This window comes from Afifella aestuarii (assembly GCF_004023665.1).
Taxonomy (GTDB): Bacteria; Pseudomonadota; Alphaproteobacteria; order Rhizobiales; family Afifellaceae; genus Afifella; species Afifella aestuarii.
In genome coordinates this window covers 128,633-153,719 of the sequence record NZ_SAUF01000002.1, presented here as the reverse complement: position 1 = coordinate 153,719, position 25,087 = coordinate 128,633, and the positions used below count along the sequence as shown (strand labels likewise).

31 protein-coding genes and 1 tRNA gene are annotated in these 25,087 nt (G+C 66.8%); 1 reads left to right on the top strand and 31 read right to left on the bottom strand.

The window, feature by feature from the left end; all coding sequences use genetic code 11:
* Positions 1-2: 2 nt before the first annotated feature.
* From EO094_RS09130 to EO094_RS09085, 11 genes are read right to left on the bottom strand one after another with little or no spacing between them, the layout of a single operon-like run.
* Positions 3-392, bottom strand: coding sequence for a hypothetical protein (locus tag EO094_RS09130; protein WP_128292016.1), 390 nt, complete (start codon positions 390-392; stop codon positions 3-5).
* Positions 393-396: 4 nt separating this feature from the next.
* Positions 397-1,017 carry a hypothetical protein gene (locus EO094_RS09125; RefSeq protein ID WP_128292015.1) on the bottom strand — a complete coding sequence of 207 codons (621 nt, stop codon included), beginning with the start codon at positions 1,015-1,017 and terminating at the stop codon, positions 397-399.
* A gap of 5 nt (positions 1,018-1,022) precedes the next feature.
* A complete protein-coding gene (locus EO094_RS18425; protein ID WP_164879593.1) occupies positions 1,023-1,895 on the bottom strand; it encodes a glycine-rich domain-containing protein in 873 nt (290 codons plus the stop codon).
* Positions 1,896-1,928: 33 nt separating this feature from the next.
* The gene (locus tag EO094_RS09120) at positions 1,929-2,684 is read right to left on the bottom strand and encodes a putative phage tail protein (RefSeq protein ID WP_164879607.1); all 756 of its coding nucleotides are present in this window, start codon (positions 2,682-2,684) and stop codon (positions 1,929-1,931) included.
* Entirely contained in the window at positions 2,681-3,757 is a 1,077-nt protein-coding gene (locus tag EO094_RS09115; protein ID WP_128292013.1) for a baseplate J/gp47 family protein, read from the bottom strand. Before EO094_RS09115 ends, EO094_RS09120 begins: the two co-directional genes overlap by 4 nt.
* Entirely contained in the window at positions 3,729-4,280 is a 552-nt protein-coding gene (locus tag EO094_RS09110; protein ID WP_246008449.1) for a phage GP46 family protein, read from the bottom strand. The genes EO094_RS09115 and EO094_RS09110 overlap by 29 nt, the downstream gene beginning before the upstream one ends.
* Before the next feature lie 18 nt (positions 4,281-4,298).
* Positions 4,299-4,781, bottom strand: coding sequence for a phage baseplate assembly protein domain-containing protein (locus tag EO094_RS09105; RefSeq protein WP_128292012.1), 483 nt, complete (start codon positions 4,779-4,781; stop codon positions 4,299-4,301).
* Entirely contained in the window at positions 4,778-5,875 is a 1,098-nt protein-coding gene (locus tag EO094_RS09100) for a phage baseplate assembly protein (protein ID WP_128292011.1), read from the bottom strand. The genes EO094_RS09105 and EO094_RS09100 overlap by 4 nt, the downstream gene beginning before the upstream one ends.
* Positions 5,876-5,882: 7 nt before the next feature.
* A complete protein-coding gene (locus EO094_RS09095) occupies positions 5,883-6,545 on the bottom strand; it encodes a hypothetical protein (protein ID WP_128292010.1) in 663 nt (220 codons plus the stop codon).
* A gap of 1 nt (position 6,546) precedes the next feature.
* Entirely contained in the window at positions 6,547-7,017 is a 471-nt protein-coding gene (locus tag EO094_RS09090) for a DNA circularization N-terminal domain-containing protein (protein ID WP_128292009.1), read from the bottom strand.
* Positions 7,014-9,260: a phage tail tape measure protein gene (locus tag EO094_RS09085; RefSeq protein WP_128292008.1), complete on the bottom strand. Its 2,247-nt coding sequence runs from the start codon at positions 9,258-9,260 to the stop codon at positions 7,014-7,016. The genes EO094_RS09090 and EO094_RS09085 overlap by 4 nt, the downstream gene beginning before the upstream one ends.
* Positions 9,261-9,296: 36 nt before the next feature.
* On the opposite strand from EO094_RS09085, the gene EO094_RS09080 reads away from it, so the two are divergent.
* Positions 9,297-9,506, top strand: coding sequence for a hypothetical protein (locus tag EO094_RS09080; protein WP_128292007.1), 210 nt, complete (start codon positions 9,297-9,299; stop codon positions 9,504-9,506).
* Positions 9,507-9,570: 64 nt separating this feature from the next.
* On the opposite strand, the gene EO094_RS09075 is transcribed toward EO094_RS09080, so the two are convergent.
* The 20 genes from EO094_RS09075 to EO094_RS08990 form a co-directional block, all read right to left on the bottom strand.
* A complete protein-coding gene (locus EO094_RS09075) occupies positions 9,571-9,930 on the bottom strand; it encodes a phage tail assembly protein (RefSeq protein ID WP_128292006.1) in 360 nt (119 codons plus the stop codon).
* A complete protein-coding gene (locus EO094_RS09070; RefSeq protein WP_128292005.1) occupies positions 9,930-10,295 on the bottom strand; it encodes a phage tail tube protein in 366 nt (121 codons plus the stop codon). Before EO094_RS09070 ends, EO094_RS09075 begins: the two co-directional genes overlap by 1 nt.
* A gap of 29 nt (positions 10,296-10,324) precedes the next feature.
* The gene (locus EO094_RS09065; protein WP_128292004.1) at positions 10,325-11,845 is read right to left on the bottom strand and encodes a phage tail sheath subtilisin-like domain-containing protein; all 1,521 of its coding nucleotides are present in this window, start codon (positions 11,843-11,845) and stop codon (positions 10,325-10,327) included.
* A gap of 3 nt (positions 11,846-11,848) precedes the next feature.
* Positions 11,849-12,133, bottom strand: a complete 285-nt coding sequence (locus tag EO094_RS09060) for a hypothetical protein (RefSeq protein ID WP_128292003.1) — start codon at positions 12,131-12,133, stop codon at positions 11,849-11,851.
* Entirely contained in the window at positions 12,133-12,885 is a 753-nt protein-coding gene (locus EO094_RS09055; RefSeq protein ID WP_128292002.1) for a hypothetical protein, read from the bottom strand. Before EO094_RS09055 ends, EO094_RS09060 begins: the two co-directional genes overlap by 1 nt.
* Positions 12,885-13,259, bottom strand: coding sequence for a head-tail joining protein (locus EO094_RS09050; protein ID WP_128292001.1), 375 nt, complete (start codon positions 13,257-13,259; stop codon positions 12,885-12,887). Before EO094_RS09050 ends, EO094_RS09055 begins: the two co-directional genes overlap by 1 nt.
* Positions 13,259-13,597 (bottom strand): DUF2190 family protein, encoded by a 339-nt coding sequence (locus EO094_RS09045; RefSeq protein ID WP_128292000.1) that lies wholly within the window; start codon positions 13,595-13,597, stop codon positions 13,259-13,261. Before EO094_RS09045 ends, EO094_RS09050 begins: the two co-directional genes overlap by 1 nt.
* Before the next feature lie 72 nt (positions 13,598-13,669).
* Positions 13,670-15,415 (bottom strand): prohead protease/major capsid protein fusion protein, encoded by a 1,746-nt coding sequence (locus EO094_RS09040; RefSeq protein WP_128291999.1) that lies wholly within the window; start codon positions 15,413-15,415, stop codon positions 13,670-13,672.
* 75 nt (positions 15,416-15,490) lie between these two features.
* Positions 15,491-16,114, bottom strand: coding sequence for an HK97 family phage prohead protease (locus EO094_RS09035; RefSeq protein WP_128291998.1), 624 nt, complete (start codon positions 16,112-16,114; stop codon positions 15,491-15,493).
* Positions 16,104-17,762 (bottom strand): phage portal protein, encoded by a 1,659-nt coding sequence (locus EO094_RS09030; protein WP_128291997.1) that lies wholly within the window; start codon positions 17,760-17,762, stop codon positions 16,104-16,106. The genes EO094_RS09035 and EO094_RS09030 overlap by 11 nt, the downstream gene beginning before the upstream one ends.
* A gap of 1 nt (position 17,763) precedes the next feature.
* A complete protein-coding gene (locus EO094_RS09025) occupies positions 17,764-17,961 on the bottom strand; it encodes a phage head-tail joining protein (protein WP_128291996.1) in 198 nt (65 codons plus the stop codon).
* The gene (locus EO094_RS09020; RefSeq protein ID WP_425455891.1) at positions 17,958-19,910 is read right to left on the bottom strand and encodes a terminase gpA endonuclease subunit; all 1,953 of its coding nucleotides are present in this window, start codon (positions 19,908-19,910) and stop codon (positions 17,958-17,960) included. Before EO094_RS09020 ends, EO094_RS09025 begins: the two co-directional genes overlap by 4 nt.
* Complete coding sequence (locus EO094_RS18700; protein ID WP_246008448.1) at positions 19,858-20,316, bottom strand: hypothetical protein; 459 nt, start codon at positions 20,314-20,316, stop codon at positions 19,858-19,860. The genes EO094_RS09020 and EO094_RS18700 overlap by 53 nt, the downstream gene beginning before the upstream one ends.
* Positions 20,317-20,598: 282 nt before the next feature.
* A complete protein-coding gene (locus tag EO094_RS09015; protein ID WP_128291994.1) occupies positions 20,599-21,168 on the bottom strand; it encodes a hypothetical protein in 570 nt (189 codons plus the stop codon).
* Between the two features lies 1 nt (position 21,169).
* Positions 21,170-21,472 (bottom strand): hypothetical protein, encoded by a 303-nt coding sequence (locus EO094_RS09010; RefSeq protein WP_128291993.1) that lies wholly within the window; start codon positions 21,470-21,472, stop codon positions 21,170-21,172.
* A 515-nt stretch (positions 21,473-21,987) separates the two neighbouring features.
* Positions 21,988-22,800 (bottom strand): hypothetical protein, encoded by an 813-nt coding sequence (locus EO094_RS09005; RefSeq protein WP_128291992.1) that lies wholly within the window; start codon positions 22,798-22,800, stop codon positions 21,988-21,990.
* A 165-nt stretch (positions 22,801-22,965) separates the two neighbouring features.
* Positions 22,966-23,094: a hypothetical protein gene (locus EO094_RS18865; RefSeq protein WP_281275246.1), complete on the bottom strand. Its 129-nt coding sequence runs from the start codon at positions 23,092-23,094 to the stop codon at positions 22,966-22,968.
* An 80-nt stretch (positions 23,095-23,174) separates the two neighbouring features.
* On the bottom strand, positions 23,175-23,435 hold the full coding sequence (locus tag EO094_RS09000; protein WP_128291991.1) for a hypothetical protein: 261 nt from the start codon (positions 23,433-23,435) through the stop codon (positions 23,175-23,177).
* A complete protein-coding gene (locus EO094_RS08995) occupies positions 23,432-24,787 on the bottom strand; it encodes a DUF6538 domain-containing protein (RefSeq protein ID WP_128291990.1) in 1,356 nt (451 codons plus the stop codon). Before EO094_RS08995 ends, EO094_RS09000 begins: the two co-directional genes overlap by 4 nt.
* A gap of 136 nt (positions 24,788-24,923) precedes the next feature.
* Positions 24,924-25,000 (bottom strand) — tRNA-Arg (locus EO094_RS08990).
* Between the last annotated feature and the right edge of the window lie 87 nt (positions 25,001-25,087).

The following is a 25,087-nucleotide window of genomic DNA, read 5'->3' as shown; positions in this document are numbered from 1 at the left end:
ATTTAGGATGCATCGCGCGTCACTCCCGTGCCGACAGTGATTTTGCCTCGGAGCCAGATGCGCGCCGTCTCATTGACGGCGGCGCGCCAGACGAGGAGGTCATAGGTATAAATTCCGGAGAGCCGGCGCACGGCCGCGACCGGCGCCAGGATGTTGAGAACGCCGTTTGCCGGATCGGTCTCGTCGACGTAGAGCTCGCCCGTCGCGGTCGACAGCTCCAGATCGAGCGTGGCGCTTTCGGGCCGGCGGCGGAGCTGCAACGAGAACGCCAGATCCGTCAAATCGTAGGGCGTCTCGTCGTCGGCGTTGAGGAATTCCAGCGAGCAGATCCAGGCCTCGTTGGCATAGGCCTCGAAATCGAGTTCCGGCGGGTCGCCGGTGATCAGAGCCATCGCGTCACGTCACGATCAGGTCGATGGCGGTTTCGGCGGAATTGTATTCCGCTTCGAGCAGTCCCCAGAGCCGGTCCTTGGCGGCAGGCTCGCTTTCGCCGATATCGCGCGCGAAATCATCGACGATGAGATCGACGTTGGCGCGGAAGCCTTTGAGCCGCCCGATCGCCTTCTGATACTCGTCGTTTTTGGTGATGATCGAATTGCACACCTCGGTCGGCGTCTTGCCGCGCGCCGTCGCCTCGTTCTCGATCAGGGCTTTCTGTGCCGCGCCGATATCGTCGAGCTCCGGCAGATCGGCGAGATAGGCCTCCGCCGCGAGGCGCGATTGCGCAAACGCCGCGATCTCGTTCGCCGGATAATCGGAATAGAAGATGCTCATCAGCCCTTCGGCCGAATCCTTTTTCCACTCGTTGGCCGCGCCAAGTTTCATCTGGTCGACATTGTCGTATTCGTCGTACCAGCGGCGTTCGCGGTAACCTCCCAGCCCGTCCTGCACATAGCCGGTCGACACTTCGTCGAAGACGCTTTGCGACACTTCCTCGGCATTGATGCCTGGCGCGAGCTGCGGCAGCGACGTGAATTTCTGCGTAACCTCACCGTTGACGATGATGAACCACGGCATGGTGCCTACTCCGTTGCGTCGCGATAGAAGAGGAGAACGAGGCCATCCTGGCCGGTGAAGCCGAAGCCATTGTTGGAGGCGCCCGGCCCGCCCTGGCCCGGCCGCACGTCAAGGCCGGTTTCGTCCTCGTTGGTTAGGAAGTTTCCGTCGCCGACACCGCCGAGCGTTCCAGAGGCACGCCACAGGCCGAAGGACGCGCCGCCATTGCCGGAGAAATAGGCGTTGTTGGCAGAGAGATAGCCGGGTTCGCCCCACCCACCGAACTGGTTGAACTGACCGCCGAAGCCCTTGCCGCCCTTGCCGACCGGGCGCCCGACGCCGGAGGAAGAGCCAGAGCCGCCCGTGCCGCCGGTTGCCGACATGAAGGCACCGATCGAGGAGAGGCCGCCGGCCTGACCGGCGCCCGTGCGGTAACCGCCTTTGCCGCCCTGGCCGACGATGATCGAAACGCCGGAGCCCGGCGTCGGCGTGAAATAGCCCGCCGCAAAGCCGCCGCCGCCGCCGCCCGCACCGCCCGCGCCTTTGCCGGTCGCGCCGCCGCCGCCGCCGCCGGCACCCCAGCATATGCCGAAAGCCAGATTGACGCCGCTGGACGGCACCCAGACAGACGTCCCTGTCCGATAGACCCGCATGCGGTTGAAGCCGCCGACGCCGGCATTGCCGCCGGCGAGACCCGCGATGATCTGGATCGCCTGAAGGAGCTGCGACAGATCCGAACCGTTCGGCTCGATATCGGCCGCGGTGATGACGTTGAGGATCTCGCGCATCGGGTGCTCGATCGCCTCGGCCGGCACCTGCGAACCCTGGATGCCGGCGCCGGCATTGCCGGTCACATAGGACGCGTCCTCCACCGCGCCGACGGGCGGTTTGTATTCCATGCTGGCCTCTTGCTGTGAGAGTGGTCCGGCCGGTTAATCGGCCACGAGCGCGTAAGCGAAGACGGGCCGCGTCCAGGCGGGCGCGACGGCATTGACCCGGCACTCGACCTCGCTCGCCCGTCCGAAATCCGTCAGCCGGTCGATGCCGAGCTCCGACGTGCCGCAGGCAAAATGCGTGATGAAGGGCGTGTCGAGATGGATCACCCATTCATAGGGCATCGCCGCATTGCCGAGCCGGTGGTCGCTGCCGAGACGCGATTCCCCGCAGCGAAACGGCGCCGGCTCTTCGATGACGACTTCGCTATGCCCCATCGACACGACGAGGCAGGTGAAATCCGCCGGCGTCACATAGTTTTGTCCGCGCACCGTGAGGCGCAGCGTTTCAAGGCGCGCCGAGACGGCCGGGTCGAACGGGGCGCAGGGGCCGGGCAGCGCATATTCCGCCTCCCAATCTTCGAGGCTGTCGACGATCGAGACCGAGGTCGATTCCTGCGAGATGCCGAAGAGGCGCGCATAGAAATCGGCAAACGGCGCCGAGACGGCCCGCCAGAACCGCGCCATGCGGCTCGTCGTGTCGGGCGCGACACCGTCCGGGCTCCGCCACGCCGCGCCCGCTGGCTGTGCGGCGAGCGCCACGGAGAGAAGATCGTCGGCGGACGGGGCCGAAAGCACGTCGGCATTGTCGGGCGGTGCGCTGCCGAGCGGGTCGGGATTGCACGTCACTTCGATAACGGCACTGCCGTCGCTTGCCGAGAAATCCGATCCGGCCGGAACGAAATAGGTGCTCACGAGAAATACCGGATGGTGCCGAGGACTGGCATCTCGCCGCCGAGATAGACGACGTCGTTTAACGGCGCGCGCAGCCGGTGGCGGTCCTCGCCGAGCGCGATCGAGATCGCCTCGGCGATCCATGAAACCGACATGACGAACGCGTCACCTGCAACGCCGGGCCGGGCGCGGGCCGCGAACATGGCGGCGAGCTGTGCCTCGACCGCGGCGCGATTGGCCTCCGTGTCCGGAACGAGCGTCAAATCGATGTCGATCGGGCGCATGACGGGCGCTGCAGCGATCGCCGCGGCCCGGATCATCCGCCGCTCGTCGAGCGCCGCCTGCACCGCGGCGACGTCTGAGGCGGTCGGGATCCCGTTTGCCCGCCCCTCCATCAAGAACCAGACACCGATCGTGCCGGGCCCGCCCGCAAAACTCTGCGCCCAGGCCTTTGAGACGCCCGGCACCGCCCGGGCGAATTGTTCGTAATCGCTTTCCGCGCCGCCTTGTGGCACGCGCCGTTTGCGGTCGAGGATGCGCGCGCGCAGGCTTTCGTCGCTCTCGCGGTCCGCCCCGCCACCGATCCCGTCCGCCCCGACGCTGCCGGTGGTGGCAACGCCGCTGTAGAGCGCCGGATCGACGAGTGAGACGCTTTCGTCCGCCTCGCGGTTGCCGGCGAGCCCGGCTTGTTCGGCCCGCACCGTGACGACGAGGGCGCCGGCGACACTCGCCGTCGCCGCCTCGGTCGCGACATAGCTCTGCGCGCCCGACAGGAATCGCATGCCGGCCGGATAGATCGTCTCCGGCGTCGCCGTGATTTCGATCTCGCCCGCCGCGCGCGTCGCGGGCTTGCGCGTCAATCCGAGCTCGTAGGCGTGCCGGTCGAGATGCGTGCCATCCGCAGTCGAGGCAAAGATCTGGCGATAGATCCAAGTCGCCCGCAGATGCGCCTCGTAGAGGGCGATGGCGATCACCTTGCCGATCACGTAGAGCGTGTTCGGCCAGATCGTCGCATCCGTGTCGGGCAGCTCCTGGCGGAACGCGCCGCGGATGCGCTGCGACAGGCTATTGAGCGAGGGGGTGGATGTCGCCACGTGTCACCTGGTCCCACAGCACGCCATAGCGCGCCGCATAGAGTTGCGTTCCGTCGCGGCCGTAGAGCGCGACGTTAAGATCGAGCCGGCGGTCTGCCGGGCGCGCCGTGGCATCGACGTCGATGCGCGCCACGGCCCGCTGCTCGATCAGGACTTGCAGCGCCTCGCGGGCATAATCTTCGGCAAGCCGCGGCGTCTCCACCTCGTCGACGCTGCGCCGCCGCAAAAGCCAGAGCTTGGAGCCGAGCGGACGCTCGAAAGCGTCGAGATCGATATCGAAGCCGTCGCCAACCCAGCCGCGATTGTCGTCGCCGTCGCGGAGTTCTGACGGATCGGCGCGGCGATCGGTCTGCAGGAGCATGAGGATTGCGGTCGCAAGCTGCGCCCGGGCGCGGAGCCCGCCGCGGTTCTTGGTCTCGTCCGGTCCGGCCGGTGCGAAATCGCCCATCTCTCCGTCCCAGACGATGTCCGGCGACAGGAGCGCTTCCGGCTCCTCCGTGAGCGGCACGATGCGGATGGTCATGTGATGCTCATTTGACGGTCATTTGACATAGACGCGCGTCGCGAGATTGCCGGTGTCGACATCGCCGTCGCTGTCGACCGTGCCCTCCGCCGAGGCCGGCCGGCTCGCATCCTCTCCGCCGAGGCGGCATTCGCCGTCGAGGATGATGGTCGTCGCCTTGATGTGCACGCTGTCGCCGCCGACGATGCGGATGTTGTTCTTGACGATCGACACGGCCTGGCCGTGCGCGTTGTAAATGACGGTCTCGCCGGCCTCCATGCGGGGGCGCAGACCTGGATGTTCCCCGCCGACGGCGAGCGGCTGCGCATGCGCCCCGCCGAGCGCCAAGAACGCGCCGACGGCGCCCTGCGGCGGACGCGAGGCGAGCCCGTGCTGCTGCATCCACAGGATATCGCGCGGCGCCTCGCCGGCGCGGCCGCGGCCGGAGAGGAGGAGAAGCCCGTCGCTCTCCCGGTCGCTGTCGATTTCGAGCCGCGTCAGATACGGCCTGAACTGGCTCATTCGGCCGTCACCTCCGCCTCAGGGTCCGGCGTCTGCCAGACCGCGTCGCTGTCGCCGCCGGTGTCGTCGCCGCCGAAGGCGCGCGGATCGACGAGTTGCAGGATCGCCCGCGTCGCCGCGGCATCCTCCGACAGGCCCGGCCCCTGGCGCAGCGTGACCTGGCTGATCGCCATATCCTGCCGCAAGAGGATCAGCGGATCGTCGAGATAGACGAGCCAGTTCGGCGACCAGATGCGGCCCGCCTGGTCGCGCCATCCGGCGACCTCGACGCTGGCCGTCCGCGACCGTCCCGCGGCGCGACGCACCTGGTTGTCGGCGCGTTTCTTGAGGCGCGCATAGCTCGGCTCGCCCTCGTGCAGAATGATCTGCGGGCGCGACCGCCCGACCGTCCCGTCATGCGCCGTCGCCTCGGCGCGAAGTTCGGTCGCCCCGTGCCGTCGCGATCCCTGCCCGCGGACGACGACCTTGTCATGGCGGCCATTGCCGGTGAGCTTGCTCTCGGCACGCACGATATTGCCGCCCTGCCCGATCGCGAGAGCGCCGGCATGCCGGCCCTCGGGCCGGTCGGCGAGCACCATCTGCCCGTCCGCATTGTCGTGCAGCAGATAGCCGCGCGAGCGCGCCAGCTCTTCGAGCTCCCGAAACGGCGAGCGTGACGGCACGACCTGGTGCCACGGCTCTTTCGGAGGCTTCGAGCCGGCGAGAATCCATTCCACCCCGGTCGGGTCGATCTCGGCCGCGATCTCCAGCATGTCGGCGTTTTCCACGCGTCCGCTTTCGTGCAGCACGGAGCTCTCGACGCTGTCGATCGTCTTCGAGCCGATCGTCACGCGGATCTTCTCGTTTTGATCGCCATGGTTCGGATCGACGTCGCGCACATAGCCGGTGATCACCGTCTCGCCGCTCGCCTTGACCAGCGCCGGCATGTCCGGGCGGATCCTGAAACGACCGATACCGGCGAGGCCCGGATGCGCACAGGTGAGATTTGCCGTGCGCACGGCCTGTTCGGCGCCGAAGACGAGATCGATCTCGCTCCACAACCCGTAGACCTCGCCGCCGACCTCCACGGTGACGGTCTCCAGCGGGTCGCTCATGCTGCCCTCATTCCGGCGCCACGGCCTCCAGCGACACGGGCATGAAGGCGGGCGTCGTCACCCGGTTGCGCTCGACGAGCTCGGCGGCGCGGGCCGGGTCCTGATAGAGACGCCAGGCAAGCACCGTCGACGGCAGCGACAATCCGGTCTCGACGCGCACCAGCGGCGCCCGATCTGCCGCGATGCGCGACAGGTTGCGCACGCTCTGACCGACGAGGTCGGAGAGATGCGCAAAGGCGGCCTCGCCGAGGAGCGTGCCGGACGTTTCGATCACCGGCTCGGCAAGTGCGCCGATCGTCGTGCGCGCTGCGGCGGCATCCTGGCGGGCGGTATAATCGCGGCGGAGCGCCACGAGGCAGAGCGTCGACAAGATCGTGGCATCAGCGATGATGCGCACCGGACCGGCCTCGCCCGTATTGTCGAGGTCGGCGACGCAGGCCCGAAAGAGCTCCGCCGGCTCGCCGTAGAGCCCGACATGCCGCGCGAATGCGGTGAGCCCCGCCACGAAATCGGCCGGCGCGGAATCGGCGAGCGCCGCTGCGGCACTCGCCGCTTCGGAGAGCCGCAGAGCCGTATCCTCGCGCGCCGCCGGCATGACGGAGGCGGCACGCAGGGCCTCGACCCGCGCCACGCTGGCGAGGGCGGCGGTGATGATCTCGGCCGCATTCATATCAGTCGAGCACTTCCGCCAGGGCCGCGCCGAGGATCTCCGCCCCGGTCACGATGGCCGCGGCGATCGGCGACGGCCCGGTGACCGCCGGGAAAGACACGCCCGCGCCCGCCTCGATGAACTGCACCCGGAATCCGATATAGCCGTTGCGGTCGAGATCGCGCCGCCGTTCGAACTGGATGCAGCGCGCCAGGCGCGCCGGTTCCATCGGCAGGACGAGAAGCGCCGCCCCGGAGGTGTTGAGCGCGGCGGCAAGCGCCGTCGCCTCGATGTCGGCGAGGTCGGAGGCGACATAGGCGTCGATCGGCCAGACGGTTTCGCGCTTGCCCATGTCCTCGGTGACCGGCGTCTCGCCATAGGCGATGTTGGTCACCGCGACGCGGCGGCCGCCGGCGACGATGTCGCGCTCGACCCAGAACGGCACGCCGCGAAACGAGGCGCGCCGAAAGGCTTTCGACCAGTCGCGGCTCATTCTTCGGCCATCCCGGCTTCGGCCGGCATCGACCGTCCGACATCGCCGCGGAGCCCGGACCGCCGCCCGGAGGCGAGCGCCTGATTGACGCGCCGTCCGGTTTGCGCCGCCTCCGCTTCGAGGCGTTTAAGGCTCGCGAGCGCCGGATCGATATTGACGTCGACGGAGGGTTTGACCGTGGCGAGGTCCTCCATCTCTTCACGGATCGCCTGGATGCGGGCGAGACCGGCGGAAGGATCGATGTCGAAGATCGCCTTCGCCTCTTTCATCTCGTCCTGGAGCTCGGCCATGCGCTCATAGGCGCGCATGGTTTCCTCGAGCGAGGCCTCAGGCGGCAGAGCCGGCGCGGATGGCAGCTGAGGCACCTCGATCGCGCTCGACCGTGCCCGCGGCAGCGAGGGCGGCGCGATGCCCGGCGCGGCAGGTGTCGCCCCGCCGGTGGCGCCGAGCGCCGCCATGCTGGCATCCTCCGCCTCGCGTGCAAGACGCGCCAGGCGCGTATGTTGCGCAATGGCGGCCCGATCGCCGCGGCGCCGCTGGACATTCTCGACGCCTGCCCCACGGCCGGCCTCGGCGCGGTCGATCTCCTGGAGCCGCGCGTCGATCTCCTGCAGGCGCCTGAGGTTCTCTTTGCGCTTTTCCTGAATATCCTTCGGGATCTGGTCGAATTCCTGGTCGAAGAGACGCAGCGCCTCTTCGGCGCTGACATCGTCGGCCGGGTTGATCGCCTGCGCACCGCGGCCGAGAGCGCGCAATCCGCGCTGCGTCATCGTCGCAAAGCCCGTATTCGCGCCGGAAACATTGAGCCACAACTTGACACGCTCCAGATTGAGCATGGCCCGCTCGACGCGCTCCAGGACGGTGGCGAGCGCGGCCCCCGCCTCGGCGGCGGCGTTGAACGTGTCCGTTAGCTCCCATTTGCCGTCACCGCCGCCGGCGATGCGATCGAGCTGATCGCCGATCTCGCCAAGCATGGTCGAAAAGTCTTCGTAGCCGGCGCCCTTGGCAAAGCCGTCGATCGCCTCCGCCATGTGCTCGAACGGCGTACCGTTCTCGTCCATGTACTTGAAAAGATCGAGCATCCGGTCGGCGCCCGCCTTGAGCGCCGGAAACGCCATGTCGCCGGCGCGCCGGCTCAGCTCGTCCAGCTGTTTCCAGACCATGCCCCATTTGACGCGGTTGAGCTCCATGCGTCGTTCGAAGACCCGGTCGATCCCGCCCATATAGGCGGATTCATTCTGCAGCATCCGGAGATTGCGACGGTATTCGTCGAGGTTCGACGAGAGCGTCTGTATCTCCATGAAATAGCCGCGGCCGACGATGCGCGTCAGGGCCTCGGCGCGCTGGAAGCGGTCGAGCTCGGAGAGCGAATCCAGGAATTTGAGCAGCGCCCCCTGGGCATCGTCCTTGACGAGCTTATGAAACTCCTTCGTGTCGCCGACGAGTTTCTGCATCCAAATGATGCCGTCCTTGTTCATGACGTCCGGAGCCAGAAGGCGAGACGTCAGGTTCTGCATGGACGTGGCGGCCGCGGACGTGTCGAGCTTGAGGTTCTTCATGGTCGCGGCGAGTGCTGCGACCTGCCCTTCCGAAAGTCCCCAGTTCTTGATGAGCCCGCTCGACTGGTCGATGAACTGCACGAGATCGCGCTCGTCGGCGATGCCCGCATCCGCCAGATAGTTGATCTGGTCTGTCAGCTTCTCGACCGCGCCCCCGGTAAGGCCGAGCGCCGTTCGCCATCCGGCAAAGACGTTGCCGACCTCCTCTTCGGACATTTCGAAGGCGTCGGCGACCTTGACCGAGAGTTTTGTGAACTCCCGCAGATCTTCGAGCGGCAGACCAGCGGCGGCGCCGCGCTCGTACGCGGCTGCGATATCCTCGATCGCCGAGGGGAGCTCGTCATTGAGATCGAGGATTTCCTGCTTGATGCGCGCCATTTGCGCGGCGCTCGCGCCCGACTTCTTCTCGATGCCGAAGAGCGCCTCTTCGAGACTGTTTGCACCACGCACGGCCGCCGTCATCCCGGCAGCGATCGCGGCCGGTCCGGCAACACCGGCGAGAAGGCGCGCCGTGCCGCCGACGAGCATGGCCTGGCCGCGCATGAACGCGCCGTTGCGGCGGTTGAACGCCTCCGCCCGGCGGTCCATCTGCTCCATCTTGCCGCCGACCGAAGCCAGCATGCGTCCGGCTCCGGCGTCCTGGCCCATGAGACGCAGCGTCGCTTGGAGGATGCGGTTCGACATGCCAGGATGATCTTTCGACGAGGGAGGGAGACGTCAGTGGGGACGAAGCATGCTCAACGTTACTGCCCGCAATGCAGCCGGACGGTGCTCGCGCAAAAACAGACGCCGACGCACATCCTGCATTTGTTGCTGTCGATCGTGACCGGCGGGCTGTGGCTGGTCGTCTGGTTCGTGCTCGCCGCCGTCGCCAGTGAGCGCTCTTATCGATGCCCGATCTGCGGCGGCACCACCCGCCAAGCGCCTTAGCGCTTCTTTCGCTTTTCGAGCCCGGATGCGAGCTTCTCGATGCGCTTGTCGAGCGCGTCGAAGGTCAGCTTTTCGACGTCTTGCGGCCGCCAGTGGAGGTCGAGGAAGAGGAAGTCGAGTTGCGCGTCGACGACCTCGCTTCTGTAAAAAAACCGAGCACCGCGTCTTTGACGGCGATCGCGTCTTTGAGGTCGAGAACGTCGAGATACTGCCCGCCGGGCGCCGTGCACAGCTTGTCCATATATTGGCGGACGACGCCGAGATCGGTCGCGAGCATGCGCGTGCCGCGGACGCCGCCGGAGAGAACCCATTCCTGCGGCTCGCCGATCGCAAAATATTCGCCGCAGGTCGGCGGGCGCAGCGTGACCTCGTCGAAGACTTGGCCGGACGCCTCGTAGCTCTTGGAGAGTTTGATCGTCGCCATCAGATCTTCCGATAGCTCTGATGCGCGCCGGAGAGGCCGGAGACCTCACCAGTCTTGCGGTTGATCGAGGGCTCGCCGACGAAGAAACCGGGACCGAAGAGGTGCGACACGCCGGTGTAATCCTCGCGGGCGGTCACTTCGAAATCGCCAAGGCGCATCAGCTCTTCCCAGTCGAGGTCGGCCGCGTCTTCGAAAGTGCCTTCCCAGCCGTGCGGCATCAGCGTGGCGGACTGGCTCACCGAGCCGTCCTGGTTGGTGATCGCCTCCGCCGAGAATCCCGCGGGCTTCACGGTGAAGTCGCCGCGCATGGTGAGCTTCCTCCCACCCGCAAACGAAAAGATTATTTCGCCGCCAAATCGCGCCATATCGGATCTCCTTTATGTGACGGGCCGGATCAGGTCGCGGCCTGCCGGTATTGTTTGAAGAGGCGGGCATTCGCCGCGATGATGTCGAGCGGACCGACCGCGGCGATCGGCGCCAGCATGTTGACGCGGTTGGGGTTGTCGTTGTCGCGTGACAGGACCAAGCGGCGGGCGAACTCGGCCGCATTGGCCTGCACGCCCTGACGCTCCAGCTCGTCGGCCGTGTGCACCATAGTGGCGCGGATGTCCTCGATCGTGACCAGCGCGCCGAGACCACCGGGATTGGAATCGGCAATCGCCTTGTTGCCGTGCTCGTAGGACAGGGCCGCGCGATAGGCTTTCAGCATGTAGATGAGCTGCGCCATGATCTGAATGTCCCGAAAGACGGTGTCGGCCTGCCCGAGCGGATTCGTCCGATAGGTCGTGATCAGCTTGTCGATCGCGACGTCGCCGGACGCGTTCACCGACCAGGTCGAGACGCCCGATTTCAAAAACGTGTTGCGCTGCGTGTAGCCGGGCCAGTAGGCGCGGTTGCGCGGCGCGCGCACGCCCTCCACGACGAGACCCGTCTGGTTGCGGCCGGCATTGCCCGTCGCCCCGTCGCAGAGCCACGGCACGACGCGGCCGAGAAGGCCCGCCGCCCAGGCCCAGACCGGAGACGGATTGGAGCCGCCCTCGATCACCGGAATGACCGTCAGATGGCGGTCGTTGAGGCCGAGGCCGAGCGTCGTCAGATCGCCGGTGGAATCGACCACGGCCGTGACGATGTGGCCGTAGATCTGCCGGAGATAGGACCACCGCCCAGACACGTCGGACATCAACGTCTCGTAGCGGCCGAGATTGGTTTCATCGGCGAAGGGCGTCGAGATGAAGTCGAACGGGTCGTCGCCGAGAGCGGCGAGCGCCGTCGTCAGGTCCGGAGAGCCGGTCGCTGTCGTCGTCTGCGTGATCGTCGTCGCGCCGCCGAAGGCGTTGCCGGTGACGCCGCTCGGCACATGCAAATCGACCGAGTTCATCACGAGGCCGGCATGCCGCGCCGTAAGGGTCACCACCTCGTCGGTCGAGGCTGCCGTCACGGCAAGAGAGGCACCCGTCAGCGCGTTGTAATAGCCGTTGACGGCCGCGGCGAGCGCGGTCGCGACTTCGGTCGCCGTATCGCCGGCCGCGATCGAAACGGAAATGATCTCGCCCTGGATCTCGATCACGCCGACGCCGCCCGCGGCGGGCACGCTGTCGATCGAGACCGTCCATGCGGCCGTGGTGCCGGTCGCGGCAACGGCCATGCCCCAGATTTCCTGGGCCGGCGCATTGGCGCGTGCAATGCGGTAGGCATCCGCAAGCACCGACCCGGCGCCGGCAAGAGAATCCGCCTCGTACTGCGAATTGAGCGGCACGGGCGTGTTGACCGCCAGCGACGCGCCGGAATTGGCGTGGCCGATGACGAGCATGCGGGCGTTCGATTCGAACTGTCCGCCACTCGTTACTTCGAAAAAGAACCCGGGCGCGACCAGGCCGGCTCCCGGGATGTTGTCGAAGACGATACCGTCAGCCATTGATCACTCCTTCCGTCGCCGGGGTTTTGCGCCCTGCGGTTTATCGGTCGTTTCGGGTTCGGGTTGAGAGCCCGGCGTGGCGCTCTCGGGGCTGTCGGCGCCGGGCTCGCTGGCGCCGTCCGCGATGGGCTCGCTGGCGACCAGGTCGCCGCCCCGCTTGAGCTGCGCATAAAACGGGTCGTCCAGATCGACGCGGCGGCCCTTGGCCGGGAACAGGCGAAAGTCGCGGTCCGGCATCGGGATTTTGAGGCCTTGTCGCGCCAGCACCATGTGCTGATGATTTGCCATCAGGGATCTCCTGTGAGGTCGACCCGCCCCCTGAGCGGCGCGTCGTCGAATGTGTCGGGGCGCTCGGCGCCGAGGCCGAAACGAATCTCTTGAAGTTGCGGCGGCGTCTCCTGCCCCGGCCAGGCCGCGGCGATCTGGTCGCAGACGTCGCGCGCATAGCTGCCGTCCGGCAGTCCGGCCGCAAAGCCGGCGAGCGGCTCCGGCAGCTCGCCCGGCGCGTCGCTCCACTCGTCGTCGTCGATCTCGCAGGCCATCACCATCGTGAGGCGGGCGAGACGCACGGCGAGCTCCGGCAACCGAAACGGCACCGTGCGGGTGCGCGAGACCGCTTTGCAGATCCGGCGGAACGGATATCCGGCCTGAGAGACGAGGAGCACGTAGCGGATCTGCGAGGCCAGAAACTCCAGCTGCACCGCCGCCGCCGCATCCGTCGCCGGGTTTCCGACGCCGGGTTCGCCGTCGAAACTGTCGATAACCGCGAGCTCCAGCTCGAAGGTCAGATCGACGGACAGAAACTCATTGTGGGACGCGGAGCCGTCGCCGCGGCGAACGCCCTCGGTCTCTTCGGCATAGACGCCGATCGTCAGCGCTGGCGGCGCGTCGGGCGCCAGCGCGTCGACCGGCACGGAGCGCGTGTCGTAGACGTGGCTCCCGGCGATCGTCGGGAAGCCGCTTCCGGCCGCGATGGCTGCGGTCGGCGCCAGCGCCTCGATCGCGGCGAGGCGCAGAGCCGTCACGCTGAGGGCCGTCATCAGGCGGCCTTTGCCAGGATCAGCGTGACCCAGCCGAGCCCGTCGCGTTTCGGCCAGGTGACCGAATAGGTTCGGCCGTCTTTGGCGCGGGTGACACGGTCGCCCTGCCGCGGCTCATAAGGGAGCTGCGACAACTCCACAGAGACGCCGGCCTCTGCACTCGCATGCGCAAAACGCTGCGTCGATCGCGGGTCGTAGGATTCGGAGCTGTCGAGCATCTCCGGCTTTTCGACCCAGATGCCGCGGAATGATTGCGCGACGCGCGTCTCGTCTGGCGTCGGAGGGCCGTTCGGCCGCCGCGTCATCGGCGAGAGCGTGAACGCCTCGCCGAAGGCGGCATCGGCGGGCCGAACCAGCGCCCCGAAATCGAGCATTACGAGGTGAAGGCGCCGTTGAGCCGCACCATGCCGTCGGCGGACGGATTGGCCGCGGCCTCGGTAGAGGCCCCGATCAGCTTGTTGCCGCTCGCCGCCGAGGTGACCTTCTTGGTCGTGTTGTCCCAATAAATGAGGAGACCGATCGTCCAGGCCTGGGCATTCGTCTTGTCGAGCATGTGGACACCATCCAGCATGATCTCGACGGGATCGCCCTCAGCCGCATCATAGGCGGCGACGCCGAAGATCGAGCCGACGAGGACGCCCGCACCGGATTTCGCGCCGCCGGCCGGCGCAGGCACGGTAATGGTGTTACCCGGCTTCACGAAGTCTTTCATGTTCTGTCTCCTGAAATCCGCAGAAAGAAAAAGGGCGGCTCGAAGCCGCCCCTGGGATCATGGCCGCAGGCGTTACTCGCCCGGGTTCTTGTAGAAGCCGCGATAATCCATCGCGCCGGCGCCGAAATCGAGCCGCGCTTTGAACTCGACGCCATCGACGTCGAAGCCCATGCGGGTCTCGGTATAAACGCCCTCCTGGCCGTCCAGATAGGCATATTCCAGCGTGTCGACGCCGGAGCGACCGGGATCGGCCGCGAGATACCACGCCGCGGTGCTCGTCTCGTCGAGGAGCGGTTCGGCGAGGACGTCCAGGGTCGATTTGAACGGGTTCACGTCCGCATCGGCCGTCGGGACGACGATCGGCGAAACGAACTGCATCGCCTTGGTTTCGAGCGCCGCCGGCACGACGAGGAGGTTCGGCTGGATCGGGATCAGGTAGCCCTTCTCGCCGCGCTTGCCGCCCGGCGCCCGCGTCCGCTGCAAGCGCATCGCCGTGCGAGCCGCCCCGACCGTATCGACGGAGAAGATGGCGCCGCTGGAGGCGAGGTTGCCGTGATCGGCGTGGAACAGGGACTTGTTGTCACCCATCGTCACGTTGCTCGTGATGAGAGCCCAGACGATTTCGTTTTCGAGCGCAGAGGCTGCGATGCCCCAGGACGAGGGGATGCGATCGAAGGCGGAAAGGTCGTCGTCGACGAGCACGCGGCGCGTCACGCCGATGATGCGACCGAACGTGTCGAGAGCGTAGGATTCCTTGCCCTCGCCGATCGTGCCGCGCTCGAACTCCCCATGCTCGCCGACCTTGAGCAGCCGCGGATTGGCGCCGATATCGGCCCGGATGATCGGGCGAAAATCGGTTGCCGTGGCACGGCGGGCGATGCGCTGATAGGTGCGCGGCGCCGTCTCATAGGCGCGCCGGAGGGTGCGGTTGATCTGGTTGCCCAGGATGATCGGGAAATCCGAGGTCGAATGCAGTCCCGAGGAGCGGGCGAGCATGTTGTCGCCCGGAGAGAGCGCGATCTCGGCGATTTCCATACGCGTCAGTCCGCGGGTTCGCCCACCGGCCCGAGACACGCATTCCCGCGCCATGTCGATGAGCGTCATGCCGCGATATTCGCGGGCGCCCTCTTCGAGCTGGGTCGAAGGGTCGAGGCGGTGCTCAAGGGCATTGCCCATGAGCCGGACCATGGTTTCGCGCTCGTCCTGGCCGCCCGGTTCAGTGCGGGCCGGAGGGGTGCGCGGCGCCTCGCGACGCGAACGCTCCGCCAGCCTGCCCTGCAGGGCGGCGCGGACCTCGTTGATGTCCTGGCCGCTGTCGATGAACCGGTCCGCGTCGCGGTCTTCAAAACCGAAGTCCCGAACGGCGCTGCGAATGTCACTGATCCGGCGGCGTTCGGCCCGCACGAGATCATCGGAGGTCTCGCCGGATCCCGACCGCGTGTCGCTGTCGGGATCGTCGGGGGCTTCGCGCTCCGCCGTCTCGATCGTGCTCCGCGTCTCGGCGATCTGATCGAGCAGTGCCTGGTGTTCGCCCTCGATCCGGCGCGCAGCCTCGTCGTCGGTGTCGTCGTCGATTTCGGCAATCTTGTCCTTGGCGCGCTTTTCGAGATCGGCGAGCTTCCGACGCAGCGCCGGCAGCGGCAAGGGCGCAGCCGTCATCAGGCTGCCGAGGAAGCCCTGCCATTCAGGCGAATGCCAGTCGCTCATGAAAAACGCCGTGATGACATCATGTGCCGCGGGGGCCGCCATCGCCACCACAGCAAAGAACGAGGCGGTCAGCACGGTAAGGGCCGCCACCTTGACCGGGGAAACCTTCATGGTTTGCTCCTGTGATTTACCGGGGCAGATGACCGTCCCCCTGCGGCCCCGGCGGAGCGCAGGCGGCATTTGAAATCAGGTGAGACCGGCAGACCGCGCCCGCATGCGCATGCGCGTCGCGACGCCCGACAGACCGGATCCGGCGCGGACGATGGCGCAGTCGAAGAGGCGCTCGTCCTCCGCCTTGCGCGTCTGCGCTTTCGCGTCGAACGGGATCGGCACCATGGAGATTTCCATGGGCTCCCAATCGACGATGCGATGAAGGTCGGGCCCGTTCGCCTTCTCTTCGATCTCGCGGCGGTGGATCTGGTATCCCACCGACACATTGCGGACGATGCCGCCCTTGATGTCTTCCCAGATCGGGGTGACGTCGTCCCGCATCGAGAACCGCAGCGTCGCGATGCCCTTCTTGCCTTCGATCCAGGCCCGCTCGACCACGCCGATCTGCTCGGAGAGGTCGAAGGCGAAATGCGTGTTGAGGACCGGCGCACCGTTGTTCAGCCGATCGAGCCGAACCGCCTCTTTCGAGACGACGAGCTCTTCTTCGAAGTCGTCGGAAAAGAAACGACGGCGCAGCCCGCGGGCCCCCGTCGTCCAGACGACATCGACGGTGCGGGCTTCCTCGTCGACGCTCTTCGGCTGGACGAGCGCCGCGCGCGTCTCGATTGGCAGCATCTTGTGTTCTGCCTTACGTGTCATCGCCCGGTTCCTTGCTGCTCTGGTGCGCGTCAGCGGCGCGAATGAGGTCGATCAGCCGGCCCTCGCCGAGCGCACCGCCGAGGCGTCGGATCAGAGCCATTTCGCCGATCGCTGAGACGGCGCGGTCGAAATCCATGCCGTCCGCCATCAGCTGGCGCAGCATGTCGACCTCGCTGCCGTTCTGACCGTTTGCCGGAGTGTTTCCGTTCTGTCCGGCCTCGGCGCCGCGGTTCTTCCATCCGAAGTCGAGACCCATCGCGTTGATGCGCGGATTCCAGGTTTCGATCTCGTCGGCCTGGGTCGCCGGATCGTAGCCGCGCTCGCCGACGAACTGCGCCCATGTCGAGCCGCCGAGCCGGAGCTCCAGCTCGGCCGCGAGCCCATCCTTGAGCGGATCGACCCAGGGACGGCGCGGCATGGCATAATCGACCTGCGGCACCTCGCGCGGTCCCTGGCCGAGACGGGCATAGGCTTGATGCACACGGCGCCAGGCGGGGGCGAGCGCCATCGGCACGAGCATGTCCCACTGCCAATGGTCCAAGATCTGCCAGAACTGCAGCTTTGCTTCGCGCAAGCTGGAATAATTGGCGTCGGACACGTCGCCGGTGCCGAGGGCGTACGGCACGCCGACGCCGACGCAGACCGCGCGGTACTGGTTCTTCAAATAGTCGGCGAGCCCGGCCGTCGCGTTGGGCGTGCCGAACGTCACGTCCTCGCCAAGACCCAAGCGATGAATAAGTCCGGGCGACATCCGCTCAATATGGCGGCCGGTTCCGGCTTCCGCCTCGACCTGGCCGATTGCGTTGCTGGCGTCCGGGTCGCGACGCACGAACGCCGTAAAGCAGCTCTGAATCTTGAGGCGGATCAGCTCCGCCTCTTCGGCTTCGGCCGCGTCCCGCATGCGCAGCGCCACCGGCGCCAGCCATGGGATGCCGCGCACCTGGCCAGGTCGCAGCACATCATAGATGTGGTCGACACGGTCGGCCGTGACCCGCCGGCTCTGCCATGGCGTTCCGGTTGGAATGACCGGCTCGCCCGGATGCCGGTCGAACAGCCAGTACGCCACGCGCCGGCCGCTGGCATCGAACTCGACGCCCTGGATGATCGAGCCGCCGCTGGCAAGAGCCTCGTTCTTGCCCGTATCGAGATGGTCGGGCTCCAACACATGCACTTCGAGCGGCGCCTCGACGTTGTCGGTGTCGTGCCAGACGTGCAAGACTTCGCCGCTCTCGGCGACCGTGCGCGCCGAAAGATGCGAAAGCGCATACCAGTTGAGCCCATGCACCGGATCAGCCGTGCTGACAAAGCGCTCCCAATTGCGCCGGACCTGTGCCGAGGCGCGCTTGCTGAGCCCGACCGGCTGACAGGTAATCTGCGTCCCGACCATATGCGCGGCGAGAGCCCGCACAATCTGCGCAGCGTGCGCGTTGTTGCGGACGAGTTCGCGTGAGCGGGCGCGGACGCGATCGAGACCGAGCGCCGTCTCGGCATTGGCCGAGGCATTGGTCGCGCGCCAGGAATCGGTGCGACGACCGACCTTTGCCGCATCGAAGGCGCGTTGCGCCTCCTGGAGCTGCGTCCGGTAGTACATGCGCTTCAGGGCCGTCCCGGGAGAGACGGCCGCGAGCGCCTTGTCGAAGAGGCTCACGCTAGTCGGGCCAGTAGCTGGCGTAAGTGGTGCGAGGCGCCGCGGCTTTGCCGTCACGCTCCGCCTCTAGGTCTTTGAGGATGCTGCGCACCTCGGCGAGCGAGCGGTATTGCACCTCGCGGTCGGCATAGCGCACGCGCGAGGCGCCGCTCGCCAGCGCCTCCTTGAGCGCCGCGATTTTCTCCTCGATCGTCGTCACCAGTAATCCTTCAACCTGTCGCCGAAATAATCGTCGGAGCCCTCGCTGCGCTGGGGCTCGGCTGGCGCGGGCGCTCTCATGCTCGCAACCGCAGCTTCTGTCAGGCGGTGCACGCCGAGCATGTAGCCGGCGGCCGCGTTCATCGCCTCGCAATCGAGGTAGTGGTTTTCGGCCGAGCGCCGGACCCAGCTCGCCTGGCCGCTTGGCTTTTTGAGCCGCGCCTCGGACACGATCTGCCGGCAGTAATCGTCGGTCGTCTCGGCGTGGAGATGCCAGGCGCCGGGCTGATCCTGCGGCCAGCGCACGCGCTCGTGCACCCATGATTTCCAGTGATCGGGGTCGAGCCGGATCAGCGCCAGTCCGTATTTCGAGACCTTGCCGCCTTTGGTCACCTCCGGCTGCGAGACGATCAACGGCTTGATCTGCGAATGCGACGAGCCCTTCGTCGGGTAGCAGATGCGCCGGAACTGCGCACAGAACTCGTAGACCCGATTGACCGGGATCTGCCACGGCTTGCCGGGGCGAAACCCGGAATCGACGAAGGCGCGGCGCACCGGCAGCCCGCCGAACGTCGTCTGCAGCAGCGCGCCGGCCTCCGCCCAGACCGGCAGGGCCATGGTCGTTCCGGCGAGCTCGCCGTCGTCGCCGATCTCGCCCCAGAGCTCACCGTGGTCGATCAGCCAGGATTCCGCCTTGGCACCCCACCCGCGCACGACATAGACGAGGCGGTTTTGTTGGACGTCGATCGTCACGACGACATAGGCGACGCCCTGCGGCACCTCGAGCTGCCGGTAGGCGGCGCGAAGGGCCGAAACCTCTTTCCACTCCGGCACGTCTCCGCCGCCTGGCGCAAAGAGCTCGCCGAAGCCGGCATTGACCGCCGTCTGGACCTCGTCCGGATCGCCCGTCAGCGTGGCGGTCAGAAAATCCTCGGCCCGCTTGCCCCAGATCACGAAGGGTGAGGCGAGGCCGCTCGTCCAGGCCGAAAGCGTCGACGTGTCCGGGGGATCGCCGACGACGATTCCGCGCTCGTCGAAGTGCTGGCCCGGCGCGACGAAATCGCCGCGGGCGTTCATGCTTTCCTTCTCACGATCCTCGATGACGCATCCGTTCACCGGGCATTCGAGATAAGCCGTCCGCCTGGCCTCCGCCGGCGTCGCACCCTTCGGCCATTTGAGATACCGAAAGCGCGGAATGAAGAACTCGCCGCAATGCGGGCAGGGCCACGCCCAGTGGTGCCGCGTGCCCTCCTGCCACATTCGCCAGATCGCGCTTTCCAGATCCTCCGGCGGCGCGGGCTTCCAAAATTGCAGCCCGCTCTCTTCGTCGGTTTCGACATCGACGGCGCCGATCGACGGCGTCGACGAGGCCGAAAGCACGAATTCCGCGTACGTGAAGCCGCGCGCCTCCAGGAGGCGGATCGGGTTGCCCTGGCCCTTGACGTTGCCGAGGAGCTCGTCGACCTCGTCGGCAATGCCGAGCGCGGCCGGATCGGATTTGAGCGCCGTGGACGAACCGCCATGTGCAAGGCGGATCGGCACGCCGCCGACGATCTTCTTCGTTTTCCGAAGCTTCTTGCCGCGTGCCAGCTTGGCAGCGAGCGTCTTGCTCTCGTCGAGCAGGGCTTGGAGCCGAGGCTCGAACTGCGTCTCGTTGAACTCTTTCGACGGGCCGAGATAGATGATCGGCACCGGGGCGTTGTCGAGGCGCTCGCCGATGACGTCCAACTTGCCGTCGGTCTTGCCCATCTGGGCACCCATGACCTCGACGATGCGGGTGTAACGGCCCTCCGCGATCGCCCGGTTGGGCATCAGCACATAAGGCGTGATCGAGGCGTCGCGCGGGCCCGGCCGTCCGGTATGTGCCGCATAGACCCTGTTGTCGGCCGCCCAGGCGTCAGGCGTCGTCCTCGGTCTCGGCGTCAGGATCGTCGCCGCCCGTGCGAAGATGACGCGCCGCTTTGGTGAGCCTCTCAGCAGCTCGCGCCAGGACGCCGTCGATTTCCGTCTTGACCTTGGCGCGCTCTTCGAGGTCGCGCGTGAGACGGGCCGGGATGCCATCAAGATCCGCTTTCAACATCCCGAGTACATCGTCGGTGGCGGCGATCGCCTCTTCCGTCGGGATGACCGCCCGTTTTTCCTTGGCGAGTGCGAGCTCCTCGCGCTCGATCCTGATTTCCCGGAGGCGCCGCTCGCCGTCCTTGTCGGTCGAGCGCCTGGCGCTCTCCTCCAAAAACTTGAGATAGCCCTTGACGCTTGCCGTCAGCGGATAGCGGCCGCGGCCCGATTTCGTGATCCAGCCCTCGCCGGCGAGCTGCTGCAGCCGCCGCGGCGTGAGGCCGAGGAGCTCGGCCATCTGCGGCGCCGAAATCTCCGCCGCCAAAGGATCGGCCGCCGCCGGTTTTTTCCCCGCCAGCGCGACCTCCCAAAGCGAAACGAAATGGCAAAACCGCGAACCGAAAAACGCTCAAATCTCGGGGTCCCCCGGGCCCGCGCCGGCGCCCCCCTAGGAAGGACCCGCGGCCGCCGGGCGCCCCCGAGCCCCCGGCTGTTGCCGGCCCGCCGCAGTGTGGCGCGTCGGCCACAGCCCTCACGCCAGGCCTCGCTGCGCCGCACCCATCGCCAGCCGCGGCGCGCCTCAGTGGCCGACTTGCGCCAGCAGCCGATCGACCTCGTGGAGGAGGCGGGGGGCAAACATCTCCTTCACGATCGCCTCAAGCACGTCGAGGTATTCCTCCGGCGACGTGAGGATGTCGTTCACGGGGTTCGGCCCGAACTGCTCGCGGATCTGCTCTTTGTTCTTCTTGCGCATGCGGGTGCCAGGCACACGCCGGAAGACGCCACGATGGCCGCTATCCATGCCCGCCCTGAAGGCATGCCGATAAAGGCCACGCTTCACGACGATGACACCGCGCTTCGATTGCCTGGCACCGAGCTTCTCAAGCGGTATCCAGCCCGACTTCAGAATGAGATCCTGCGTGTGCCCGCCAGCATTGAACGACGCGGACAGCCTCGTCCGCTCGCGCACATGCTTCTGAGCAATGTTGATGCGCTCGGCATCGCGCCGGACCACGCGCGTTTTCGCCATGCTGTTCAGCCGTCGCATGGCGCGCGACATGGCCTTCGCCCTGATCTCACCGGGCAAATTCTGCAGAGCCCGGCCCATTTCGAGCACGTCGGACGTGTCGATGTAGGAGAACGCGGTCATCTCAGCGCCCGCGCCCCCACTGCCCGGCCGTCGCCTGCCGCACCCGCATGTCGCGGGCGAGGCCCATCAGGTCCTTGCAGATCTCGTCACGCTCTTCGTGGAAGCGCTCCAGGTCGTTGCGGCCGATCGGCAGACGGCGGATGCGGTCGACGATCTCGTCGAGCCGTCCGGCCCGCTCGCCGGCGATCTCCGCATCCGAGCGGCTTTCCCGCGCCACCTGGCGCTTGCCGATCGCCCGGCTCTCCACGCGCACTTCGCGCCCGCGCCCATCCTCGATGGTGCGCCGCGTCGTGCCGATTGCCATGAAGTGAACGCCTCGCTGGGCCGGAAAGCGAGGGGCGGCGCAAAACTCTGCGCCGCCCGTCGCCTTGCTGCTTGGACCGGATCGACCGGGTTATCGGGCGCGGACCCGATTCGTGATGTCTGAAAGTGAGGCGCGGAAACGTAGGAACATATTCCCGCGCATTTTTCGAGGGGATTTCGCAGCTACGAACGCTTTCGGAAGTGCACAAAGCCGATCGGGCGCTCGTCGTTCACGCGATAAAGCTCTTCGCCTCGCGGTCCAAGGAGGCCGGTCTTGACGGCCTCAGGCGCCGGTTCGTGAACAGTCGTGCTCGTTCGCCTCGCGCCCCAGTCCTCATAGCTGTCTTCGTCGATGCGAAGGCTTTTTCTTGGCGAGGCGATAATGCGGCCCGAGACGTAGCGCATTCTCAGCAACCTATGAAAAAGCCGCCTGCCCGACTTCTCGTCGGCGGCGGCTCGCGAATCCCAATGGAACGGTTCGGATGGTTGTCAACTTCCAGGCGCAATGTCAAGCCCTCACGTGACCAGGCTCGCCAACACCCGCCGCGGCCTCTCCGACGCGTCCTCACCCGTTTCCCAGGGCCTTTCCGGCGCCGCCGGGCCCGTCACCTCGTGCGCCGTCAGCCGCCCGGCGCATTCGCCGGCGAGCCAGGTGAGCGCGGCGTGCCATTGCGCATAATCGGCGCGGCGGTCGATGACCGTGGAGACCGGCGGTTCGAATTCGAATTTGCGATAGGCGTCGCGCCGCGGGCGTCGCGTCTTCGGGTCGCGCCCCGGCTCCTCGATCGTCACGGAGCGAACAATCGTCCGCCCGTCCACCGTCTTCTCTTTCAGGCGCCGCGTCACCTGCACGAACCAGGCGTCCTGACCGTTCCGGGCTCTCACCGCCCGCCGTTCCGGCGTCTCGCCCGGACCGACGCGCCAGTCCGGCCGGCCGAGCCCCTTGGCGTAGCGCAGCACGAGCGCCATGCGCTGGATCCGGTAGCCTGAAAGCGCCCGCTCGGCTTCCGCCTGCACGTCGTCCGGCAGATCGGAGACGAGCTCCGCCGGCGGCACGTGCCATTCGGCCGAGAGCCTGTCGAGCTCGCGCACCAGCTCGTCGAGTATGACCGCGTCTTCGTGCGGGTTGCCATAGATGCAGGCGGCAAAGAGGCTGTCGCCGCGGCTTTCCTGCACCCGCGTGCCGAGCGCGATCATCTGGCTCAAAGAGCCGGACCGCGGCGGGCCGAGGCCGAGCGGGTCGGCCTTGGGCATCTCCTCACGGTACGTCCAAGAGAGGAGATCTTCGATGTCGACGGGCGTGAGCCCGCGATTGTCCAGTTTTGCCAAGCGCGGCCCCCGATGTCGAAAGACGGGAAAGCCGGCCGATTTGTCCGCAGCACCAGCCTTTTAGCAGGGGTTTTGAGCGCGGGGAAGAAAAGGGGAACGGGCGGCGGTGCACCTATATGGTGATTTTCGGCGCCTCCTCGGAGGGCGAGAAAATCACCATAGCTCTCACTCCTCCGGCTTCGCCGCTTTCATCGCTGCCTCGCCGAAAGCGCGGCCGAGCTCTTCACGAATGAGCGCGCGCACCGCCTCGGCCGTCTCGCCCGCCTGGCTGTCGCCGGAGGCGGCGAGAGCCATGCGCAGCCGCCGCAGCCCTGGCGACGGGTGGCGGTCCTCCGCGCGGCCTTTCGCGTTGCGAGGTGTTCTGGCGCCCAATTCTATCGCCTCATATTTGAGAGTGCCTGGGACTGTCTGTTTCCGAGAGAGTTTGCGTTTGCATCCCCGACGACAACCACGAGGATCGTACCCGTTTCGATGTCGTGAACAACGTCTGTCACCTCGTAGCTCGAAATGAGGCCGCCACTCTCGATGACGACGTGCTCGCCGATCCGCGGAAGCGCTTCCACCGCGCCGCAGCCTATCATGCGATGGATGGCCGGTTCTTTGCTGTCGTAAATGAGTTCAATATCGATGCTCAAAACAGCCTCCCCTGCGACGGATCGGGCGGCTCCGGATGGGCGGTGATGGCAAGCCGCAGGAGCCATTCACGTTTATGCGCCAAAGTCGGGCCCTCGCCATAGAGGGGCCGGGCGAATTTGTGGCCCATCAAGTCTGCCTGCATGCGGTCGGGCATGTCGGCTGCGACGAGGCGATCCTGAAACGTGTGGCGGATCGAATAGAGCGAGTGCTTCTCGGTCGGCAGCAGGCCGCGCGACCGCAACATCTTGTTGACGTCGCTAGAAAGGCCGGCGCTCTTGTCTTTGTAGCGCGGAAACCCGTCGGGGTGCCGCCGCAACGCGACGAGAGAGATGCCGACGAGGGGAATTTCCCGCTTGGAATAGGGGGTCTTGAGGTCGCGGTCGACGGCCCGGACGAGCACATGCGGCACCTCCGCGTCGAGCTGGATGTCGTCCCGGCCGAGGCCGCAGATCTCGATCGGCCGCATGCCGGTCTCGACCATGACGAGGAGGATGTCGCGCGCCTCTTCGTTGAGCCCGCCGAGATGGCGGGGCTCGGTCACCATCATGACGAGATGGTCGATCGGGAACGGCGCCCGCGGCTGCTCCTCTCCCTCCTTGAGACGCAGGCGCGCGAAGGGCCGGCCAATGCCGAGCTCATAGGTCTCGTCGAGCGTTCCCAGGATCTGCGACAGGTGGCCGATGTCCTTGTTGGCGCTGTTGGGGGCGAGCCCCTCTTCGACGATGCGCTCGACCCACCAGGCCCGGAGCGCCACGGCGTCGGCGCGGGCGATGGACGAGACAGCCTTGTCGCCGACGAGGGCGATCAAATTGCCGAACGCCTTCATCCGGGGCGCCCGCCAGCGGCGCATCTGGTCTGGCGATTTCCGGTGGAGTTCCGAGCGTGCCAGCGTCTCGTATTCCTGCAGCGCCGCCGACAATGTCAGCTCCGGCATTTTGGCCGTGCCGAGAAGCGCCGCGACGGCCGCCCTCTCCCCCGATGAGGGCGCGTCGTCGCCGGCCTCGGCGATATCCGGATAGAGCGCCTCCAGACGCTCCAGACGCGCGAGAAGCTCCGACAGCTCGCCCGCGGCGATTTCGCCGGTCGGCTGATATTCGAAGCCCTCCAGCCTGGCGCGCTCGATCGCCCCGAGATAGCGCTCGCGCGCATCCTCCGCCCCGCCCTTCTTGAGGGCGACCCACAGCTTTTCCTGTTCGCGGTTGACGAGATGGACGAGCTTCTCGGCACGCCGCAGGTCACGCGTGCCGAGCGCCTCCTCCGCAAAAGCGCGGGAATCGACATCGGCGAAGGCCTTCGGCACGCGCCGGTAGTACGAATAGAGGCCGTTGCGGAGTTTCAGCCAGCGCGGCATGCGTGCCCGCCCCGTGAGACAGAATGTAAGGCACTTTGTAGCGCAATAGAGAGGGGGCGCGGAAGAGGGGAAAGGCCGGTTTTCTGCGGCTTCTCAACGCCGTCAAGGGCTTAGCGCGCGCGATCGAGAGGGGAAATGGCGCACCGGAGAGGATTCGAACCCCTGACCCCCAGATTCGTAGTCTGGTGCTCTATCCAGCTGAGCTACCGGTGCTTGCCGCGGTCGTCGCAGGCCCATCGGCTGCGGCGCGGAGCGACACACCTAATCGCTCAGAAGACGGATTGCAAGCACCTCTCGCCG

Coding starts and splice junctions, on each gene's coding strand:
- EO094_RS09130 (WP_128292016.1), bottom strand. CDS start 392: ATGGCTCTGATCACCGGCGACCCGCCGGAACTCGATTTCGAGGCCTAT.
- EO094_RS09125 (WP_128292015.1), bottom strand. CDS start 1,017: ATGCCGTGGTTCATCATCGTCAACGGTGAGGTTACGCAGAAATTCACG.
- EO094_RS18425 (WP_164879593.1), bottom strand. CDS start 1,895: ATGGAATACAAACCGCCCGTCGGCGCGGTGGAGGACGCGTCCTATGTG.
- EO094_RS09110 (WP_246008449.1), bottom strand. CDS start 4,280: ATGACCATCCGCATCGTGCCGCTCACGGAGGAGCCGGAAGCGCTCCTG.
- EO094_RS09105 (WP_128292012.1), bottom strand. CDS start 4,781: ATGAGCCAGTTCAGGCCGTATCTGACGCGGCTCGAAATCGACAGCGAC.
- EO094_RS09100 (WP_128292011.1), bottom strand. CDS start 5,875: ATGAGCGACCCGCTGGAGACCGTCACCGTGGAGGTCGGCGGCGAGGTC.
- EO094_RS09095 (WP_128292010.1), bottom strand. CDS start 6,545: ATGAATGCGGCCGAGATCATCACCGCCGCCCTCGCCAGCGTGGCGCGG.
- EO094_RS09090 (WP_128292009.1), bottom strand. CDS start 7,017: ATGAGCCGCGACTGGTCGAAAGCCTTTCGGCGCGCCTCGTTTCGCGGC.
- EO094_RS09085 (WP_128292008.1), bottom strand. CDS start 9,260: ATGTCGAACCGCATCCTCCAAGCGACGCTGCGTCTCATGGGCCAGGAC.
- EO094_RS09075 (WP_128292006.1), bottom strand. CDS start 9,930: ATGGCGACGATCAAACTCTCCAAGAGCTACGAGGCGTCCGGCCAAGTC.
- EO094_RS09070 (WP_128292005.1), bottom strand. CDS start 10,295: ATGGCGCGATTTGGCGGCGAAATAATCTTTTCGTTTGCGGGTGGGAGG.
- EO094_RS09065 (WP_128292004.1), bottom strand. CDS start 11,845: ATGGCTGACGGTATCGTCTTCGACAACATCCCGGGAGCCGGCCTGGTC.
- EO094_RS09060 (WP_128292003.1), bottom strand. CDS start 12,133: ATGGCAAATCATCAGCACATGGTGCTGGCGCGACAAGGCCTCAAAATC.
- EO094_RS09055 (WP_128292002.1), bottom strand. CDS start 12,885: ATGACGGCCCTCAGCGTGACGGCTCTGCGCCTCGCCGCGATCGAGGCG.
- EO094_RS09050 (WP_128292001.1), bottom strand. CDS start 13,259: ATGCTCGATTTCGGGGCGCTGGTTCGGCCCGCCGATGCCGCCTTCGGC.
- EO094_RS09045 (WP_128292000.1), bottom strand. CDS start 13,597: ATGAAAGACTTCGTGAAGCCGGGTAACACCATTACCGTGCCTGCGCCG.
- EO094_RS09040 (WP_128291999.1), bottom strand. CDS start 15,415: ATGAAGGTTTCCCCGGTCAAGGTGGCGGCCCTTACCGTGCTGACCGCC.
- EO094_RS09035 (WP_128291998.1), bottom strand. CDS start 16,114: ATGACACGTAAGGCAGAACACAAGATGCTGCCAATCGAGACGCGCGCG.
- EO094_RS18700 (WP_246008448.1), bottom strand. CDS start 20,316: ATGGCCGAGCTCCTCGGCCTCACGCCGCGGCGGCTGCAGCAGCTCGCC.
- EO094_RS09015 (WP_128291994.1), bottom strand. CDS start 21,168: ATGACCGCGTTCTCCTACATCGACACGTCCGACGTGCTCGAAATGGGC.
- EO094_RS09010 (WP_128291993.1), bottom strand. CDS start 21,472: ATGGCAATCGGCACGACGCGGCGCACCATCGAGGATGGGCGCGGGCGC.
- EO094_RS18865 (WP_281275246.1), bottom strand. CDS start 23,094: ATGGCTCTCGCCGCCTCCGGCGACAGCCAGGCGGGCGAGACGGCCGAG.
- EO094_RS08995 (WP_128291990.1), bottom strand. CDS start 24,787: ATGCCGCGCTGGCTGAAACTCCGCAACGGCCTCTATTCGTACTACCGG.